The following is a 16,945-nucleotide window of genomic DNA, read 5'->3' as shown; positions in this document are numbered from 1 at the left end:
ATTAAAAAATTCCTTCCTTATTATAACCCTTTCAGACATCCTTATTGTCAACCCTTTTCCGTCACCAAAACTTTGAACTTCTACAGCAATGACGACAGAATATGCCGCAATGTGCCACGCACCTTTCGTAATGATGCCTGTTTTTATAATCATGGTATGTGTCATTTTCTTGCTCATGTAGGTTTTTGCTACATTTCGCTCGTCATTCCTATCCTATTATAAAAATATTTTAGCTAAATAAATTCTGAACTGCCGTATAATTTAAATAAGGATTTAATAGTATAATAATATGTTACCCAGATGGTTTTCTAAATATTTAGAGTTTATGAGATTAAAAATGGGTGAGCGGGGGGAGTATTAAAAACAATCCTGTGAATTGTTTTTAAAACTAACACCCATTTTTAAGCGAATAAACGCCAATGCGTTTTTCGCATAGCTCAATTAAAATTGAATTCAATTCTTATAAAAATTTAGATATAAGTATTAGCTTTCCATAAACTCTTGTACTTTCAGTAAAACTTCACGAAGTACTGGAGCGGCGGCTCCGCTTCCGCTTCCGCCATGTTCAACAATAACCGCGCATGCAAATTTAGGGCTGTCCACAGGGGCATAGCCAACGCACCAGCCATGGTGTGCTGTCTCCCATGTTTCATTATCATTTAGCGCCTTACCAGTGACGCTGTCATGCTTTAAAGCGACAACTTGCGCTGTTCCGGTTTTTGCAGCAAATGCATGTTTTGGGTTGTCAATTTTATGCCTAAATACTGTACCGCCTGGTTTATTAACTACCATGTCCATACCAGTTCTAAGCGCATTTAAAGTCTTTTCACTAAGGTCGACATCTTTAACATTTAACCCGCCATATTGTGCGGTAAGTTTTGGGCTTACCATTTTACCAGAGGCAATTCTTGCTGTCATTACTGCAAGCTGCATCGGAGTTGTTGCTAAAAATCCGTGTCCAATTGCGCAGTTTAATGTATCACCCGGATGCCATTCCTGTTTAAGCCTTTTTTTCTTCCATGCTCTGTTAGGAAGGATACCACCAACTTCCCCAATAAGACCTAAATCAAATTTCTCTCCAAGTCCTAGTTTCTTAGCAACTTCATGAATTTTTTCAAATCCAATTCTTCTTGCCATTGTATAAAAATATACGTTACAGGATTTTTGTATAGCAGATGGCATATTTACGCTGCCGTGACCTTCGTGTTTCCAGCAGTGGAATTTATGATTTCCAAGCCAAAAGCTTCCTCCGCAGTGAACGGTAGTATTTGGGTCAATTCCAGCTTCTGCAATTGCAGCGGCTGTTACAATTTTAAATACAGAGCCTGGCGGATATTGTTGAGATATAGTTTTATTAATAAGCGGCGAATGCGTATTGCTTGAGATTTTCTTCCAGTAATCGCTTGATATGCCTTGGGTAAATTTATTTGGATCATATGAAGGTGTAGAACACATGGCTAAGACCTCGCCTGTATTTACATCCATAAGGATAACTGCCGCATCCTTACCATCTAGCAGGCTATAAGTTAGATCCTGTAATTTTATATTAAGCGCAAGATTTATATCTTCCCCAGGTACTGAAGGATTTGATGAAAATTCCTGTATCACATTGCCATATGCATCAACTTCAACTTCCCTGTAACCAGGAATGCCCTGAAGCCTTTCGTCAAAAAACTTTTCAATGCCGTTTTTTCCAATTTTATAGTCAGGGTGAAACATTACAGAACTATTAGGTGCTTCTTCTTTTGAAACTGTTCCTACATAACCAATTAGATGTGCGCAGATTGCATTGTATGGATAATATCTTGTTTGACCAACTTCAATGTAAACACCCGGCAAGTCAGGTATATTTACTTCAACAGAGCTTAAATCCTTCCATGATAAGTTATCAAATAAAATTATAGAGCGCTGCTTTTTTTGGTTATTTACTTTGTAAAGAAAGTCTTTTCTTTGATCATCGTCAAGTTCAACTATGTTTAAAATATTTTCAATAGTTTTTTCAAAATGTGCTTCGTTTTCTTTTGCAAGTATTACTCTGTAGTTATTTTTATTAAGCGCTAAAATATTATTATTTCTATCGTATATAATACCACGAATAGGTGGGGTAGGGATAAGTCTAATGTGATTTGCATCAGACATTGTTTTAAATTTTGCAGATTCTATGACCTGAAGTCTGTACATCTGAGCGCCGAGTAAACCCATTAATCCTATTTTTCCGCAGCCAAGCATAAAGCTTCTACGAGAAAATAATTTATAACGCTGGTATTGAATACTCATAAAGTGTAAGCTAAGTTTTTGAAATATAATATATTAAAGATATTGCATTTTATGAATAAAAACAACAATTTTGACGAATTACAAAAACGTATTGATAAATTTAAAGAACGCACTGGTATTACAAAAAAAATTTTACCTAAAGAAAAAAATATTTACACTGATCTTGCGCTAAATTTCTTTATAACTGTAGGACTTGGCGCATTTATAGGTTATTCAATTGATAGTTGGCTTAATTTAAAGCCAATTTTCTTCTTGATTTGTTTATTAATTGGTATTATTTCTGGTGTGGTTAAAATATATTTTTTGACAAAGTAATTTCAAGCTAGGGTTGATATGTCTGCTGCGCATGGTCCATTACATCAGTTTACAATCGAAAAGGTTATTCCACTCGATTTTATGGGATATGATTTAAGCTTCACGAATTCTGCAATCTTTATGACTGCGGCAGTTTTAATTACTGTATTTTATATGGCTATGGCTACATTTAAGACAAAGGTTATTCCAACAAGGCTGCAAGCATCTGCTGAATTTGTTTATGGGTTTATTGCTGACCTTCTTAAAGAAAATGTTGGTGAGCAGGGTAAAAAATTTATTCCGTTAGTGTTTTCAGTATTTATGTATGTTCTTATGTGTAACCTACTTGGCATGCTTCCTTACGGTTTTACAGTGACAAGTCACATAGTTGTGACTCTTGCTCTGGCATCAATTGTATTCTTTACAGTACTTATTGGTGGTTTCCTGATTCATGGACTGCATTTCTTCTCGATATTTTTACCAGAAGGTACACCTTGGTGGCTTGCTCCGCTTATGATACTTATCGAGTTTTTTACATTCTTGGCTCGTCCTTTTACTTTGTCTATTCGTCTTGCAGGAAATATGATGGCAGGTCACGTACTTATGAAGGTGCTTGCGTCATTTGTATTAGGAATGGGAATATACTGGGGTTGGATACCAATTCCGTTCATGGTTCTTATATCTGGATTTGAGATATTTGTAGCTATACTCCAGGCATATATATTTACGATACTCACTTGTGTGTATCTAAATACTGCAATTAATTTGCATTAGTGGTTTAACTTTAAAAAAGGGTTTACAAGATGGATGCTGTTTCAATGAAATATATTGCTGTAGGTCTCATGGCTTTCGGTATGGTTGGTGCTGCTATTGGTGTGGGTAATATTTTCTCTGCACTTGTAGGTGGTATTGCCAGAAATCCTGGCGCTGAAGCTAAAATGTCAGGTCGTGCGTTACTCGGTGCTGCGATGGTGGAAGCTATGGGTATTTTCGCATTAGTAATTGCACTGATCCTAATTTTTGCTTAAATTTTATTATAGTTTTTTAAGTTTAGGTTTGCATGCGTCATTTCCTCATTTATGTAGATTTTTCTACATATCGCTCGTTATTTCTGTGTAAAACTCAACTTAATTCACTATATAAGTAAAATAGGTATTACAAAGCTGGTTCTATTGATATAGAGCCAGCTTAAAAAATAAAAATTATAATAGTTTGATATTTATAAAAAAACAGGCTTTATTAAACTAGTTCATTATCAAAATATCAAGAGGGGTAAAATGCCACAACTAGATATATCAACATATTTCTCACAGCTTTTCTGGTTACTGCTTACTTTTGGAATGCTGTATGGATTTATGTCGTATGTGTTCCTTCCTAAACTTGCGAAAGTCATTAATAAGAGAAATGATCAAATAGAATCATTACTTGAGAAAGCTGAGCAAATGCGTATTAAAGCAGCTGATATTGACTATGAAATAAGCCATGAAATTGAAAAAATTAAAGCAGAGACAAAGAAAAAATTAGATGAACAAATAGAGATTTTTAATAAAAAATATTCTCAGGAAATGATGAAGCTTGAAATAGAGCTTTCAGATAAAACTCACTTAGCAGAAAGCAGAGCAAATGAGTATAAGTTACGTTCAGCAATTGACACAGAAAAAACAATTATTGCAGCTGTAAAGTCGATGTATGCAGTCCTGATTAATAAAGAATTATCAGATCAGGAAGCTGAAAAATATGTGAAATCAGCAGCATTTGATATTAATAAACAGGTATAAATATGGATTTTCTAAAACATTACATTACATTTGATGAAAAATTTTGGGTAGGTTTTTCAGTAATATTACTAGTAGTTTTAATATACAAGCCACTTAAAAAAGTAATATTATCATCGCTTGATAAACAAATTGCAACAGCTAGTAAGAATTTAAAAGAAGCTAAAGAAATAGCAAAACAAGCAGAGGAATTACTTGAAGAATTCCAGAAGAAACATGCTCAAATGAAATTTGATATAGAGGAAATTCTGGAAGAATCAAATAAGCAAATTAAGGTGTTTTTAGAGAAAACTGATAAAGATTTAGAAAAAGCAATTGAGCAGCGCACAGATGCTGCAATGCAGCGTATTTATCAATATGAAGCTATGATTATGGACGAAGTTCGTAAAAACGCGGTTGATATTGCAATTCATGCTGTTGCATCAATTTTGCGGGAAAAGCTTACACGTGAAGAATCAGATCGTATGATTCTGGAGTTTGCGGACGATATAAGTAAACGGATGAATTAGTCTTATACTCATTATCTGAGCATAAACTTTGATATTTTGAAAATACAACTAATTATAAATATATATTCAGTCAGTTATTGCTATATATTTTTAGAGTTTCGTTTGAGACAACATCCTGTCTTCATTCCTGTATAGGTTCAGAGTATCGGTTAATGCTAAAGTTGTGATTAGGTCGCCACGGAAAACTTCATTTTGCTCGCAAAGACAATAAAACTTTCTGAGTAAGGACTTATACAAAGTCCCATTACTTTCACTTTCCATATATTAGAAATAAAGGCGTTAAAAATAATATCCAGAATGAAAGCGTGTAAAGCAATATGCGCTTAGATGCAATGCTTAAAGTAGGTTTTTTATCGGGGTGCTTTTTTTTATAATTTTCGATACTTACATTGCAATAATTATCCCAGTACCAAGTGTGCGCTAGTATTAATACGCATGTATAAAATGCTGGAAGATAATGATAACTACATCCGACCCCAAAAAAATAATAGCTAAGTGAAAAGAAGCCTATCAATGTTGAAAAGAATTGTATTATATCAAAAGATATAAGATGAGGTATAGAAATTATCAATGCATAAGCCGTGCTTATTAAATGCGGTAATATAATTAAAAAGAAAGGCATGTGTGCCAAAAATTCAGAGATTTTGGGTTGCTTAGAGTTTATATTTAATGTTTTTTCATAAGCCAAAGTCTTTTTGGTAAGTTTTTTAATATATACTGCGCCTAAAGAATTTAGTATGAAAAAGTACCCTACCTGAATATAAGTATATGTAGGTACATTACTAAAATCATACTTTTTCAAAATATAGCATGCTATTAAATTAATAATTAATGCAAACAGCATTAAAAGATAAAGTCTATTTTCTTTTGTCATAATAGGTTAAAAATATTAATATATTAACTTATTATGACATTTGGTATTATAATCGTCAATTAAACAATAGCGGGTATAGCAGATATAACAGCTAACAAAAGCTTAATTAAACCCAATTTGCTACAGGTGGCATGGACATTAAAATTGCTTCAGTATTCCCGCCAGTCATAAGCCCAAACTTTGTACCTCTATCATATAACAAATTGAATTCCACATAACGACCACGTTTTATAAGCTGCTGCTGTTTATCGTTATCATTATAAGCCAGTGGCATTGTACGCTCTACAATTTGAGGATATGCGCTTAAAAAGGCCTTGCCAACATCCTGCGTAAATGCAAAATCTTCATCAAAATTACCCGTATTTAGGTAATCATAGAAAATACCGCCGACTCCTCTGACTTCATTGCGGTGAGGTAAGAAAAAATATTTGTCGCACTCTTCGCTGAATTTTGGATAATAAGAAGGGTCATGCTTATCACATGCTTCTTGCATATACTTATGAAATAAATTTTTATCTTCATCAAATTTAATAGCAGGCGTAAGGTCAGCACCGCCACCAAACCATGTTTTTTGTGTTGTAATAAACCTTGTATTCATATGAACAATTGGCACCATTGGTGACTTAGGATGAATTACCAATGATATACCTGTTGCAAAAAATCTAGGGTCTTCATCGGCGCCAGGAATTTGCTTTCTGAACTCAGGTGAGAATTCACCAAAAACAGTAGAAATATTTACGCCACCACGTTCAAATAAATTACCTCGAATAATAGACATTTCACCGCCACCGCCGCCATCGCGGTTCCAGTTTTTTACTTCAAATTCAGCAGGAGTAAGACCATTTTTAGCGGAATATTCATTTTCAAGTTCCTGTAGTCTATCTCTAATTTGATTTCTCAAATCTCTAAACCAATCTGCCGCAATTTGTTTTTGCTGATTAATGTCCATATCCTTCTCCAATTTTAACTTTACCCCTAAATACCATATACACTTTATAGGTATAAAATAGTATAAATGGCAATATAATTAGCGTACCTACCAGAGTAAATAACTGGCTATCTACAGGGGACGCCGCTTCCCATATTGTAATGCCACGCGGCACTACATATGGCCAAATGCTGATAGCAAGACCTAAATAAGACATTATAAATAATAAGATTGTCATGAAAAATGGCTTAGATTCTCCTTTATCTAAAGATGTAACTAAGTTATATGCCACAAATAATGTTATTAGCGGTACGGGCGCTAAAAATAAGAAGTTTGGTATTGAAAACCAGCGTTTTGCAATATCATCCTGCATTAGTGGCGTCCATAAACTTATTATGCCAATCGATACAAATAAAACCATGCTTAGTTTTTTTGATTTTGCTCTCATTTCTGCCTGAAGTTCGCCATCAGTTTTCATAATTATCCATGTGGAGCCAAGTAGGGCGTATCCACATACTAAAGCAAATCCGCAGAATACTGAAAATGTAGAAAGCCAGTCAAAAGATCCGCCAACATATTCTAAATTTTCAATTTTCATCCCTTGTACAAATGTACCAAGGACAATTCCCTGACCGAAAGTCATAATAGTTGATCCTGCTGCAAACATATAGTCCCAGACTAGTTTGCTGGAGTGTGACTTGAACCTAAATTCAAAGGCAACTCCCCTTAAAATTATGCCTACTAAGAAAATTGTAAGCGGTATGTACATAGCAGGGAGTATCACACTATATGCAACAGGAAAAGCACCAAAAAGTGCAGCGCCACCAAGAATAAGCCATGTTTCATTGCCATCCCAAAGAGGGGCAATTGAGTTCATCATCATATCTTTATGTTCGTCATGCTCAATAAATGGGAATAATATGCCAATACCAAGATCAAATCCGTCTAAAATAACATAAATAACCACGCCAATACCAATGATTATGCTCCAAATAATCGGTAGATAAAAAGCTAAATCCATAATATTTCTCCTTTGTTACTCAGTTTCATGCCATGCAGTTCTTTGGTAGGTATCTATAACCGGATGCGGCGCATCGCTATCAATACCTTTTTTAACGATTTTGAAGAAGAAGTATAAAAATACTATAAATATCAAGGTGTAAACCAGTGAAAATAGCGTTAGCGAAAACATAACCTTAGCAGGGTTTAAAACACTTGCTCCATCAGATGTGCGCATTACATTTTGAACAATCCATGGCTGGCGACCACACTCCGCAACAATCCAGCCTATAATGGTAGCCAAAACCCCCATAGGTCCCATTAAAATAAGTGATTTTAAAATGAATGGGCAGTCAGATAGCTTATCTTTTTTAAGCTTATAGTAAGATACAAATGAAAGTAATATAAATATAAACCCAAGCCCAACCATTACCCTAAAGCCATAAAAAACAATACCTACTGGTGGGCGGTCTTTTTGTTCCACCTCTTTAAGACCATGTACCGTTCCCTCCGTATCATGTGTGAGTATAAGGCTTGCAAGTTTTGGAATCGATACTTCAAGTTCGTTGCGTTCATTTTTAGAATCAGGAACTGCAAATAAAATAAGTGGTGCGCCTTTCATGGTATCCCACCTACCTTCCATTGCAGCAACTTTCATTGGCTGATGCTCAAAAGCATTGATACCATGAAGGTCACCAATAAATACTTGAAGAGGGGTAGTAATAACTAAGCTTAAAAGAGCTATATTTAATCCTTTTTTGGCAATATCGATATTTTTCTTCTTAAGTAGATTATATGCACAAATTGCCGAAACCAAAAGCCCTGCGCTGATAAGTGAAGCTACTATCATATGGGAATAACGATACGGGAAAGACGGATTAAATATAATTTTCATCCAACTTTCAGCAATCATCATGCCTTTCTCATTTAAGCCAAACCCTTGTGGTGTATGCATAAATGAGTTTGCGGCTAATATCCAGAAAGCGGATATGAGTGTGCCAACGCCAACAGTTGTAGTTGCTAAGAAATGCATTTTTTGTGAAACCCTTTTCCACCCAAACAACATAACCCCAAGAAAAGTTGCTTCTAAGAAGAATGCGGTTAAAACTTCGTATGATAATAATGGTCCAATAACGTTGCCTGTAAAAAGAGAAAACTTGGCAAAATTTGTTCCAAACATAAATGCAAGTGTGATGCCAGATACCACGCCCATACCAAATGCTAAAGCAAAAACTTTTGTAAAAAACTTAGTTAGTTTTTGATATGACTCATCGCCAGTTTTAATCCACTTATATTCAAATATTGCAATAAGAATACAAAGCCCTATATTAATAGTTGGAAAAATTATGTGATAAGCGAGTGCCAGCGCAAATTGTACGCGTGACAGTATAATCGTAAGCTCTTGCATATGATTAACCCTAAAAAATTGCTATTGGAATTTAAATAAATCGTAGCTTTAATGTTAATAATATTCAACATAATTTTTGTGCAAATTAATACTTTTTTTACGGAGTTGTAAATGATAATCAATCTCACTGATAAAGTAGTTTTAAACTCACCCGCAAAAATAAATTTAGCACTTCAGGTTTTAGGAAAAAATGGTGATTATCATAATTTAAATTCTATAGCTGTGTTTGGAATAATTCATGACAAAATTACAATACATGAATCAGATAAAGATGAGGTTTTAGTTAATGGAAGTATCATACCAAATGATAGTATAACTAAGTCTATAAATTATGTTCGTAATAAAAATATAAATCTGCCACCAATTAAAGTCATTATTGAAAAAAATATTCCTATGGGAGCAGGGCTTGGAGGAGGCACTTCTAACGCAGGTAATTTTTTGCGTTATATTAGTAATATTACAGGTATAGAATTTGACCTGAAGCAGCTTGCAAGAATAGGTGCAGATGTTCCTGTTAGTTATATTGGGAAGTCTCAAATATTTAGTAGCATAGGTGATGATATTCAGGAGATTATGTTACCTGAATTATACATGTTGTTAATAAATCCTGCTATTCATAACTCTACAACTGATATGTTTGCAAAACTTAAAGACTATGGCCACAAAGTAGAATTTAAAAGTACTTATACTAACCTAAATGATTTGACCAATGATCTTCAAAAGGCAGGAAATGATTTTATTAAATATGCAGACGTAAAAATTATAGAAGTAATTGAAAACATTGAAAAAAATTCTAATTCAATGTATGCTTCAATGACTGGAACAGGGTCAACATGCTTTGGAATTTATAAGAATTTTGAAGATTTAGAATCTTCATACTTGAAATTTAAAAAAATTTACCCATACTACAGGATTGATATGGGTGTTATCACATCTTAATTTTGCTCGTATCTATGAAATCACAAAACATAAATAATGTATTCAAAGAAATACACTAGAGGAATTAAATCATGTCAATTTTAATTGGAAAAGCTGCTCCAGATTTTACAGCAAAAGCAGTCATGCCAAACAACGATATTAATGAAAATTTTAACCTAATGTCATATTTAAATGGCAAAACAGGCGTTCTATTCTTTTACCCGCTTGATTTTACATTTGTATGTCCTTCAGAAATCATAGCATTTAATAATAGGCTTGGTGAATTTACTTCACGCAGAAGCGCAGTTATCGGTGTAAGTGTTGATTCACATTACAGCCACTTAGCCTGGAAAAAAACTCCAGTAAATAAAGGTGGTATTGGTGATGTTCAGTTCCCACTTGTTGCTGATATTACTAAGCAAATTGCTAAAGATTATGGCGTTTTGATAAATGATGCAGTTGCACTTCGTGGCACATTCCTTATCGATAAAAAAGGTGTTGTAAGACACTGCGTTATCAATGATCTTCCGCTTGGCAGAAACATTGACGAAGCTATTAGAATGGTTGATGCGCTTCATTATTTTGAAGAGCATGGTGAAGTTTGTCCTGCTGGCTGGGATAAAGGTAAACAAGGAATGACAGCGACTCCAGAAGGCGTTGCAGATTTCTTAACATCACACGCTGCAAATCTTTAATATTCTTAATTCAGGAGGGCTAAGATGCCAGATAATTATAAAACAAAAGTATTAATTATAGGCTCTGGCCCTGCTGGTTATTCAGCTGCAATTTATGCTGCACGCGCAAGCTTAGAGCCAATAGTGGTAAGAGGGCTTCAGCCAGGTGGGCAACTTACTATTACAACAGATGTAGAAAACTATCCAGGTTTTGCAAGTGTGATCCAGGGGCCATGGCTTATGGAACAAATGGAAAAGCAGGCAGAACATGTTGGAACAAAGCTTGTTGATGATTATATTAGCAAGGTTGATTTTAGCCAAAGACCATTTAAATGTTATGGTGATTATGGCAATTATTTTGAGGCTGACACAATCATTATTTCTACTGGCGCTCAGGCTAAATGGCTTGGTTTAGAAAGTGAATCTAAATACCAAGGTTTTGGCGTTTCAGGATGTGCCACATGCGATGGTTTTTTCTTTAAAAACAAAGAAGTATTAGTTGTAGGTGGTGGTAATACTGCAGTAGAAGAAGCATTATATTTAACAAACCATGCTTCAAAAGTGACTTTAATACATAGAAGAGACTCTTTAAGAGCCGAAAAAATATTGCAAACAAGGCTTTTTGAGCATCCTAAAGTTGAAGTTATTTGGGACAGCGCTTTAGAAGAGGTATTAGGTACTGAAAATCCAAAATCTGTAACAGGGGCAAAAATTAAAAACCTGAAAACAGGTGAGTTTAAAGATATTCAGGCAGAGGGTATATTTATAGCAATAGGTCATAAACCCAATACTTATATGTTTAAAGATCAAATAAATATGGACGAAGAAGGTTATATTATAACCCAGCCAGGTACAACACTAACAAACATACCAGGTGTATTTGCGGCAGGTGATGTGCAGGATAAAATCTATCGCCAGGCAGTAACAGCAGCGGGTACAGGATGTATGGCAGCACTCGATGCTCAAAAATTTCTGGCTCATATTTAATATATTAACATTTTAAGTAATTGTAAATATTTACTTCTGAAATACGTTTTTTGTAATATATAAATTGCCTAATTTACAAATTAGGTATATAAGTACGTCTTACAAAGAAAATTTTAATATTAATATTATCAATATAATATTTTAGCGTATTCAATATAAAGAATTAACATGGAAGATAAAAAGAAAAACCCTGCAATAAAGAAAACTATGGCGCGTTTAGCCTTAGTTCAATATTTATATTCGTGCTATTTAAGTGATTTAAAGCTAAGTAGTTTAGAGGCTACAAAGTTTTTAAATTTATATTTTGATAAAGATATAAATATCAAAGACTTAAAGCCATGCAGTAAGCATTTTTCTAAGGTTTTCAGTTATATGCAGCTTTTTAAGGAGCAGGCAGAAGAAAAACTTGATTCTATTTTAATGCAAAGAAGTTTTGAAAATAACGACCCACTTATTAAATCAATATTAGTTACCGCAGCTGTTGAAAAAATCGGTGATGAAAAGCTACCTCCAAAAGTATTACTAAACGAATACACAAATATTGCATCATCGCTTTACGATAAAGATCATGTAGGCTTTATCAATGCCGCACTTAATGACTTTGTTGGCAGAGAGTAAAAAAGGTCATTGTTATATATTTTAAAGTCATAGCTGTTGTCATTCCGAGTATTCTGAAAGAATAAGCGGAATGACAATCGACTAGGATCCTCATTCCAATAGAAATGGAACATCTTATTCCTTCTCGTAATTTTCCTGAACGTATTTTAAAAACTCTCCTAAGCCTTTCACTGAATCAAGTTTATCTTTATTATAATATAATAAAAGGCTACGTGATACTGGGTAAGAGTTGTTTTTAATATTGGTATTAGACGGGCTAATTCCGTCAATGCTAATCATTTTTAGTTTTGTTTTATATGGCTGAAAATATTCAATAGGAATAATACCAATCGAGTCATCATTTTCTAAAACTTTAGATATTATAATATTATTATTTGCACCATTCTGAATGTACTGACTATCACTTCTAATCTTACGATTCGAGCCAAGCTCAGGATGGATTAGCATCTCAATTAAAGCATCATAATTAGTGCTATTGGATCCTGGGCCATAAAACTTAATTTCAAGTTTAGGAAGAGCAGGGTCTAAATCACTAAATTTATATGCTTTGTTATTAGACAGGCTTTCTGCTAGAGCATATTTAGATATATTGTTAATTTTAAATTTCTTATTAGCTATAAATACTAACGCATCTTTTCCTACTAAAATATGATCGATATTTTTAATATTATTTTGTTTGCATAGACTTATTTCGCTAGGCTTAATTTCACGCGAAGCCATTACAATATCTGGATAGGCTTGCGTATTTTTCATGCAAAAAATGTTAAACCCAGCCCCTGTGCCTGTGGCTTCTACTAAAGGGATTTGGAAACTTCTGTTTTTACCAAACTCTTCTGCAAGTCTTGAAATTGCTGGATAGAGGCTTGTAGAGCCTACTATCCTTACGTAATCTCTTGTATCTGCATTTGCATTAAAACTTGCAAGTAAAATAAGGTATTTAAGCAGTTTCACCATTTAGCCTCTTTAATGCTTTTTCTCTTCCTATTACAGGAAGTAAATATTTAATTTCAGGACCATGCTCAAGACCTGTTAATGCTTTTCTAAGTGGCATAAATAAAGCTTTACCTTTGAGACCACTCTCGTTTGATATTGCTTTTGTCCAGGCTCCCCAGGTATCTAAATTCCAGTTACCTTCTGGCGCTAGTTTTATAGCTGTACTTAGCAATTCATTGTTTTCTAAAACAGGTGTAATTGGGTTTACACACATATCCCACCAGTACTTAATGTCATCAACTTTATCTAGGTTACCTTTTACGCCATCCCAAAACGTACTGCACTTTACGCCTAAGTTATTAAGCCTGCTTTCTGCTTGAGCATATGGCATGATCCCAACAAGTTTACGGTTAAGCTCAAATAACTCATTTTCATCGTAATTTGCGGGTGCTTTACCAAACTTGCTAATATCAAAGCTTGCTGTTAAATCATCCATTGTTAAAAATGGTTCAATAGCATCTGATGTTCCAATTTTTGCGAACATTGAGGCAATAGCCATAGGTTCTATGCCTTTTTCACGCAATGTCTTAATATCGAAGCCACCAAGCCTTTTAGAAATTTCCTGCTCTTTTGATTTTATAAGCGCTGTATGACCAAACTGTGGATGCTTGCTTTGTAGAGCTTCAAACATTTGAATTTGTACTGCTGTATTACTTACGTGATCTTCACCCCTTAAAATATGGGTGATATTAAAATCAATATCATCGACAACCGAACATAATATATAAGTCATAGAATTATCTTCACGAATAACGATAGGATCGCTAATATTGTTCCCTGCAAACTTAAGTTCGCCTTTTACCATATCGTTCCATGTGATATCGCTATCATTCATTTTAAAACGGTAATGCGGCTTTTTACCTTCAGCTTCTAGAGCCTTAATTTGATCGGCTGTAAGTTTTAGAGCGCTTCTGTCATATATTGGTGGCTGACCACGAGAAAGCTGCATTTTTCTTTTAATTTCAAGCTCTTCCTGTGTTTCAAAGCATGGGTAAAGTCTCTTCATCGATAAAAGCTTTGTTTTTACTTCATTGTATCTTTCACTTCTGGAGGATTGTCTTTCATATGAATCCCATTTAATACCAAGCCATGTTAAATCTTCTTTTATCTGATTTACATATTCTTCTTTTGAACGCTGCAGATCTGTATCATCCATACGAAGTAAAAACTCACCACCGTTTTTGCGAGTGAATAAATAGTTTACTAACGCTGTTCTAACGTTACCAATATGTAGAAAACCCGTTGGACTTGGGGCAAATCTTGTTTTAACTGTCATTTGTGATTTCCGAATGCTATAAATTTTTAAGTACTATAGCACTTTCTTAGGCAAAATCAACTTGTCTAAAAAGCTTTCCTCGAAAGCCTGAGTTGCGTTAAGATTTTCGCGCTTAATCTTATTATAAATTTCTTTTCTAAGGACAGTAATATTGCGTGGAAATTTAAAGCCAAGCTTTACCATCCCGCCTTTTATTTCTTTTACTACCATTTCAACTTCATTTGCAATAATGATAGATTCGCCAATTTTTCTGTTTAAATATAGCATTTTGTATAACTAATTAAGTTATTGACATACATAGAATATTATAACAATATTTAAATGTAAACTATTATTACGGTAAAGTGTAATATGAGTATTAAAAAAATAGATATTACTAAAAATATAACTTATGCAATGCAATATGCGGCTGAGAAGCAAAAAGTAATTGCTGGAAACATTGCACAGGCAAATATACCGGGCGCTAAGTCTAAAACACTTGAGCAACTGGATTTTAAGGATTTGCTAGCTAATAAAAAGCGTAATTCATTTAATTTAGCGCGTACTGCGTCTAAGCATATTCAGGGTAAAGATGTTCCTGATTATTTTAAAATTATTAATAATCCTGAAGCTACAGAAATCACTCCATCAGGCAATAACATAGTACTTGCTGATGAAGTAAAAGAAGCTTCTAATAACAATATTAATTCAACAGAATATGGTCGCATGTTCTCTAAGTTTATAGGAATGCTAAAATCAACTGTCACAGGTAGGGTATAAAAATGCTTAAGCTAATATTTATCGTATTATCTTTTGTGTATACTTATCAAATTTCTGATGCAGCTTTTAAAGGTGGTCTTCGTGATGCGATGGAAGTTTCAACCTCGGGGCTTAAAGCGCAAACTAAGCGTATTTCAGTCGTATCGCAAAATATTGCCAATGCTGAATCAAGCGGTTCTGTTCCAGGCGCACAGCCATATAGAAGAAAAGTTATATTTTTAGATTTTGCTAAAGACAGAAGCCGTGGTATAGATATTGTAAAAGTAAAAAAAGTAGATAGGGATCCTAGTGCATATAAAGTAAAATTTGATCCTCACCATCCGGCAGCTAATGACCAGGGCTATGTTCTTTATCCAAACGTTGACAGAACTTTAGAGGCGATGGATGCAAGAGAAGCTCAAAGAAGTTATGAGGCAAATATGAGTATGTACGAAATAAGTAAAAATATGGAAATGCGTACTTTAGATATTTTGAGATAAGCTATTGAAAAAAATATATTTAGTGATAGTATGGTAAAAAAACAGTGTAATATTAGCAAAATTCGCTCTTTTAAGAATTTAAGTCTAAAGATTTCACCTGGAGTTAGAAATGTTTTCGCTATTTAAAACTGCTGCAAAAGCTTACAATGATACTCAAAGTATGAAGGTAAACCCTAGTGTTTCCAAGCCTTCCGTTGATAATATTTTTGCAGACTTTGTGAAATCATCTTATAACGATGCAGTAGATACAATCCAAGGCTCCGAAAAACTGTCCATGCAGTCTTTGCAAGGAAAGGTAGATACCACAACAGTAGTAACAGCAATATCAAATGCAGAAGTAACACTTCAGGCGGTACTTGCCATAAGGGATAAGTTTATTGCTGCGTATCAAGACATAATGAAAATGCAAATCTGATAAAAATAGATTAGATTTGCTATTATTGCTTCTCTCCTTGCTCGTGTACTACATCGTACACTTCGCTCGTCGTTCATGATACTATCTAAACCTAATCTATTTTTATTGCGAGCAGTTTTGAAGGTTCAATATTATTGCTATTATAAAATTTCATAAAAAATTAAAGTTTAAAGCTTTAGTTACTGTCATTAACAGGAATGCAAAGCATTCCTTGGTAATTCATAAAAATAATAATAGATTTCTACAAAATAATACTCATAACCTATACAGTTACGATAATATCAACCTACAGACCACTTTCTAAAATAACACTTGCTGATACCATGTCGTCAACTTTATCGCGATCTTTGCGTTTGATATTGCCTTGTTTTAAAAGTGTATTTGCCATGCGGGTGGTCATTCTTTCGTCAGATAGGAATATAGGTAATTCAATAGCTTCAAGAATTTGTGCTGCTACTTTTTCTACAAATAAACATTGTTCATTTTTTTCGCCATTCATGCTTAAAGGCAGCCCTATTACAAGTCCCGCAGCTTTATACTCAGATATTAAAAGCTTTATTTCGTTGATATTTAAGGAAATGACTTTAAGAGGCATCGCCATAAATCTTGCTGCGTCACTAATTGCTATGCCAACTTTCTTTTGACCAATATCAAGGCCAAGTAATATTCCGCTAGATGCAAGGTTTTGCTGAAATTCTGTTTTATTATAATAAATCATGAAAATATATTTTTGATTAGCAATATGTCATTGTTAATATATAA

Annotated in this window: 21 protein-coding genes; 12 read left to right on the top strand and 9 right to left on the bottom strand. The window is 34.1% G+C overall.

Translation table 11 applies throughout. The annotated features are described in order from the left end of the window. Positions 1–483 precede the first annotated feature (483 nt). Positions 484–2,277 carry a penicillin-binding protein 2 gene (locus tag BGO27_04920; GenBank protein OJV13530.1) on the bottom strand — a complete coding sequence of 598 codons (1,794 nt, stop codon included), beginning with the start codon at positions 2,275–2,277 and terminating at the stop codon, positions 484–486. A 51-nt stretch (positions 2,278–2,328) separates the two neighbouring features. On the opposite strand from BGO27_04920, the gene BGO27_04915 reads away from it, so the two are divergent. From BGO27_04915 to BGO27_04895, 5 genes are all read left to right on the top strand, one after another. After that, positions 2,329–2,592 carry a hypothetical protein gene (locus tag BGO27_04915; protein OJV13529.1) on the top strand — a complete coding sequence of 88 codons (264 nt, stop codon included), beginning with the start codon at positions 2,329–2,331 and terminating at the stop codon, positions 2,590–2,592. 18 nt (positions 2,593–2,610) lie between these two features. Then, positions 2,611–3,345: a F0F1 ATP synthase subunit A gene (locus BGO27_04910; GenBank protein ID OJV13528.1), complete on the top strand. Its 735-nt coding sequence runs from the start codon at positions 2,611–2,613 to the stop codon at positions 3,343–3,345. Positions 3,346–3,374: 29 nt separating this feature from the next. Continuing rightward, complete coding sequence (locus BGO27_04905; GenBank protein ID OJV13527.1) at positions 3,375–3,599, top strand: F0F1 ATP synthase subunit C; 225 nt, start codon at positions 3,375–3,377, stop codon at positions 3,597–3,599. Positions 3,600–3,848: 249 nt separating this feature from the next. Beyond that, positions 3,849–4,349 (top strand): hypothetical protein, encoded by a 501-nt coding sequence (locus BGO27_04900; protein OJV13526.1) that lies wholly within the window; start codon positions 3,849–3,851, stop codon positions 4,347–4,349. Positions 4,350–4,351: 2 nt separating this feature from the next. After that, a complete protein-coding gene (locus BGO27_04895; GenBank protein OJV13525.1) occupies positions 4,352–4,855 on the top strand; it encodes a hypothetical protein in 504 nt (167 codons plus the stop codon). A 250-nt stretch (positions 4,856–5,105) separates the two neighbouring features. On the opposite strand, the gene BGO27_04890 is transcribed toward BGO27_04895, so the two are convergent. The 4 genes from BGO27_04890 to BGO27_04875 form a co-directional block, all read right to left on the bottom strand. Then, positions 5,106–5,729, bottom strand: a complete 624-nt coding sequence (locus BGO27_04890) for a hypothetical protein (protein ID OJV13524.1) — start codon at positions 5,727–5,729, stop codon at positions 5,106–5,108. 106 nt (positions 5,730–5,835) lie between these two features. Then, complete coding sequence (locus BGO27_04885) at positions 5,836–6,678, bottom strand: coproporphyrinogen III oxidase (GenBank protein ID OJV13523.1); 843 nt, start codon at positions 6,676–6,678, stop codon at positions 5,836–5,838. Beyond that, positions 6,668–7,678, bottom strand: a complete 1,011-nt coding sequence (locus BGO27_04880; GenBank protein OJV13522.1) for a cytochrome d ubiquinol oxidase subunit II — start codon at positions 7,676–7,678, stop codon at positions 6,668–6,670. Before BGO27_04880 ends, BGO27_04885 begins: the two co-directional genes overlap by 11 nt. A 15-nt stretch (positions 7,679–7,693) precedes the next feature. Continuing rightward, positions 7,694–9,064, bottom strand: coding sequence for a cytochrome ubiquinol oxidase subunit I (locus tag BGO27_04875; protein OJV13521.1), 1,371 nt, complete (start codon positions 9,062–9,064; stop codon positions 7,694–7,696). A gap of 111 nt (positions 9,065–9,175) precedes the next feature. On the opposite strand from BGO27_04875, the gene BGO27_04870 reads away from it, so the two are divergent. From BGO27_04870 to BGO27_04855, 4 genes are all read left to right on the top strand, one after another. Then, positions 9,176–10,003: a hypothetical protein gene (locus BGO27_04870; GenBank protein ID OJV13520.1), complete on the top strand. Its 828-nt coding sequence runs from the start codon at positions 9,176–9,178 to the stop codon at positions 10,001–10,003. A gap of 71 nt (positions 10,004–10,074) precedes the next feature. Beyond that, positions 10,075–10,677: a hypothetical protein gene (locus BGO27_04865; GenBank protein ID OJV13519.1), complete on the top strand. Its 603-nt coding sequence runs from the start codon at positions 10,075–10,077 to the stop codon at positions 10,675–10,677. A 24-nt stretch (positions 10,678–10,701) separates the two neighbouring features. Beyond that, positions 10,702–11,643, top strand: a complete 942-nt coding sequence (locus BGO27_04860; protein ID OJV13518.1) for a thioredoxin-disulfide reductase — start codon at positions 10,702–10,704, stop codon at positions 11,641–11,643. A gap of 168 nt (positions 11,644–11,811) precedes the next feature. Continuing rightward, positions 11,812–12,261, top strand: a complete 450-nt coding sequence (locus tag BGO27_04855; protein OJV13517.1) for a hypothetical protein — start codon at positions 11,812–11,814, stop codon at positions 12,259–12,261. A gap of 114 nt (positions 12,262–12,375) precedes the next feature. Here the strand turns inward: BGO27_04855 and BGO27_04850 are convergent, their stop codons facing one another. From BGO27_04850 to BGO27_04840, 3 genes are read right to left on the bottom strand one after another with little or no spacing between them, the layout of a single operon-like run. Beyond that, complete coding sequence (locus BGO27_04850) at positions 12,376–13,215, bottom strand: hypothetical protein (protein ID OJV13516.1); 840 nt, start codon at positions 13,213–13,215, stop codon at positions 12,376–12,378. Next, positions 13,199–14,530: a glutamate--tRNA ligase gene (locus BGO27_04845; GenBank protein OJV13515.1), complete on the bottom strand. Its 1,332-nt coding sequence runs from the start codon at positions 14,528–14,530 to the stop codon at positions 13,199–13,201. The genes BGO27_04850 and BGO27_04845 overlap by 17 nt, the downstream gene beginning before the upstream one ends. Positions 14,531–14,563: 33 nt before the next feature. Continuing rightward, positions 14,564–14,797: a hypothetical protein gene (locus tag BGO27_04840; protein OJV13514.1), complete on the bottom strand. Its 234-nt coding sequence runs from the start codon at positions 14,795–14,797 to the stop codon at positions 14,564–14,566. Between the two features lie 84 nt (positions 14,798–14,881). Between BGO27_04840 and BGO27_04835 the strand changes: the two genes are divergently transcribed. The 3 genes from BGO27_04835 to BGO27_04825 all read left to right on the top strand — a co-directional run bounded on the left by BGO27_04835 (position 14,882) and on the right by BGO27_04825 (position 16,183). After that, complete coding sequence (locus tag BGO27_04835) at positions 14,882–15,289, top strand: hypothetical protein (protein ID OJV13513.1); 408 nt, start codon at positions 14,882–14,884, stop codon at positions 15,287–15,289. 89 nt (positions 15,290–15,378) lie between these two features. After that, positions 15,379–15,768, top strand: a complete 390-nt coding sequence (locus BGO27_04830; GenBank protein OJV13537.1) for a flagellar basal body rod protein FlgC — start codon at positions 15,379–15,381, stop codon at positions 15,766–15,768. 109 nt (positions 15,769–15,877) lie between these two features. After that, positions 15,878–16,183, top strand: a complete 306-nt coding sequence (locus BGO27_04825; protein ID OJV13512.1) for a flagellar hook-basal body complex protein FliE — start codon at positions 15,878–15,880, stop codon at positions 16,181–16,183. Between the two features lie 286 nt (positions 16,184–16,469). Here BGO27_04825 and BGO27_04820 read toward each other — a convergent pair whose 3' ends face one another. After that, positions 16,470–16,901, bottom strand: coding sequence for a hypothetical protein (locus tag BGO27_04820; GenBank protein OJV13511.1), 432 nt, complete (start codon positions 16,899–16,901; stop codon positions 16,470–16,472). Positions 16,902–16,945 lie beyond the last annotated feature (44 nt).

Source organism: Alphaproteobacteria bacterium 33-17 (assembly GCA_001897445.1).
Classification (GTDB): Bacteria; Pseudomonadota; Alphaproteobacteria; order Rickettsiales; family 33-17; genus 33-17.
The sequence above is the reverse complement of the archived record's forward strand: the minus strand, read 5'-3'. Positions and strand labels throughout refer to the sequence as shown.

Bases quoted from the DNA above. Each gene is read 5' to 3' on its own strand.
- BGO27_04875 (OJV13521.1), bottom strand. From the start codon at position 9,064: ATGCAAGAGCTTACGATTATACTGTCACGCGTACAATTTGCGCTGGCA.
- BGO27_04850 (OJV13516.1), bottom strand. From the start codon at position 13,215: ATGGTGAAACTGCTTAAATACCTTATTTTACTTGCAAGTTTTAATGCA.
- BGO27_04830 (OJV13537.1), top strand. From the start codon at position 15,379: ATGGAAGTTTCAACCTCGGGGCTTAAAGCGCAAACTAAGCGTATTTCA.
- BGO27_04905 (OJV13527.1), top strand. From the start codon at position 3,375: ATGGATGCTGTTTCAATGAAATATATTGCTGTAGGTCTCATGGCTTTC.
- BGO27_04855 (OJV13517.1), top strand. From the start codon at position 11,812: ATGGAAGATAAAAAGAAAAACCCTGCAATAAAGAAAACTATGGCGCGT.
- BGO27_04880 (OJV13522.1), bottom strand. From the start codon at position 7,678: ATGGATTTAGCTTTTTATCTACCGATTATTTGGAGCATAATCATTGGT.
- BGO27_04910 (OJV13528.1), top strand. From the start codon at position 2,611: ATGTCTGCTGCGCATGGTCCATTACATCAGTTTACAATCGAAAAGGTT.
- BGO27_04865 (OJV13519.1), top strand. From the start codon at position 10,075: ATGTCAATTTTAATTGGAAAAGCTGCTCCAGATTTTACAGCAAAAGCA.
- BGO27_04870 (OJV13520.1), top strand. From the start codon at position 9,176: ATGATAATCAATCTCACTGATAAAGTAGTTTTAAACTCACCCGCAAAA.
- BGO27_04835 (OJV13513.1), top strand. From the start codon at position 14,882: ATGAGTATTAAAAAAATAGATATTACTAAAAATATAACTTATGCAATG.
- BGO27_04915 (OJV13529.1), top strand. From the start codon at position 2,329: ATGAATAAAAACAACAATTTTGACGAATTACAAAAACGTATTGATAAA.
- BGO27_04860 (OJV13518.1), top strand. From the start codon at position 10,702: ATGCCAGATAATTATAAAACAAAAGTATTAATTATAGGCTCTGGCCCT.
- BGO27_04840 (OJV13514.1), bottom strand. From the start codon at position 14,797: ATGCTATATTTAAACAGAAAAATTGGCGAATCTATCATTATTGCAAAT.
- BGO27_04920 (OJV13530.1), bottom strand. From the start codon at position 2,277: ATGAGTATTCAATACCAGCGTTATAAATTATTTTCTCGTAGAAGCTTT.
- BGO27_04900 (OJV13526.1), top strand. From the start codon at position 3,849: ATGCCACAACTAGATATATCAACATATTTCTCACAGCTTTTCTGGTTA.
- BGO27_04890 (OJV13524.1), bottom strand. From the start codon at position 5,729: ATGACAAAAGAAAATAGACTTTATCTTTTAATGCTGTTTGCATTAATT.
- BGO27_04845 (OJV13515.1), bottom strand. From the start codon at position 14,530: ATGACAGTTAAAACAAGATTTGCCCCAAGTCCAACGGGTTTTCTACAT.
- BGO27_04885 (OJV13523.1), bottom strand. From the start codon at position 6,678: ATGGACATTAATCAGCAAAAACAAATTGCGGCAGATTGGTTTAGAGAT.
- BGO27_04825 (OJV13512.1), top strand. From the start codon at position 15,878: ATGTTTTCGCTATTTAAAACTGCTGCAAAAGCTTACAATGATACTCAA.
- BGO27_04895 (OJV13525.1), top strand. From the start codon at position 4,352: ATGGATTTTCTAAAACATTACATTACATTTGATGAAAAATTTTGGGTA.
- BGO27_04820 (OJV13511.1), bottom strand. From the start codon at position 16,901: ATGATTTATTATAATAAAACAGAATTTCAGCAAAACCTTGCATCTAGC.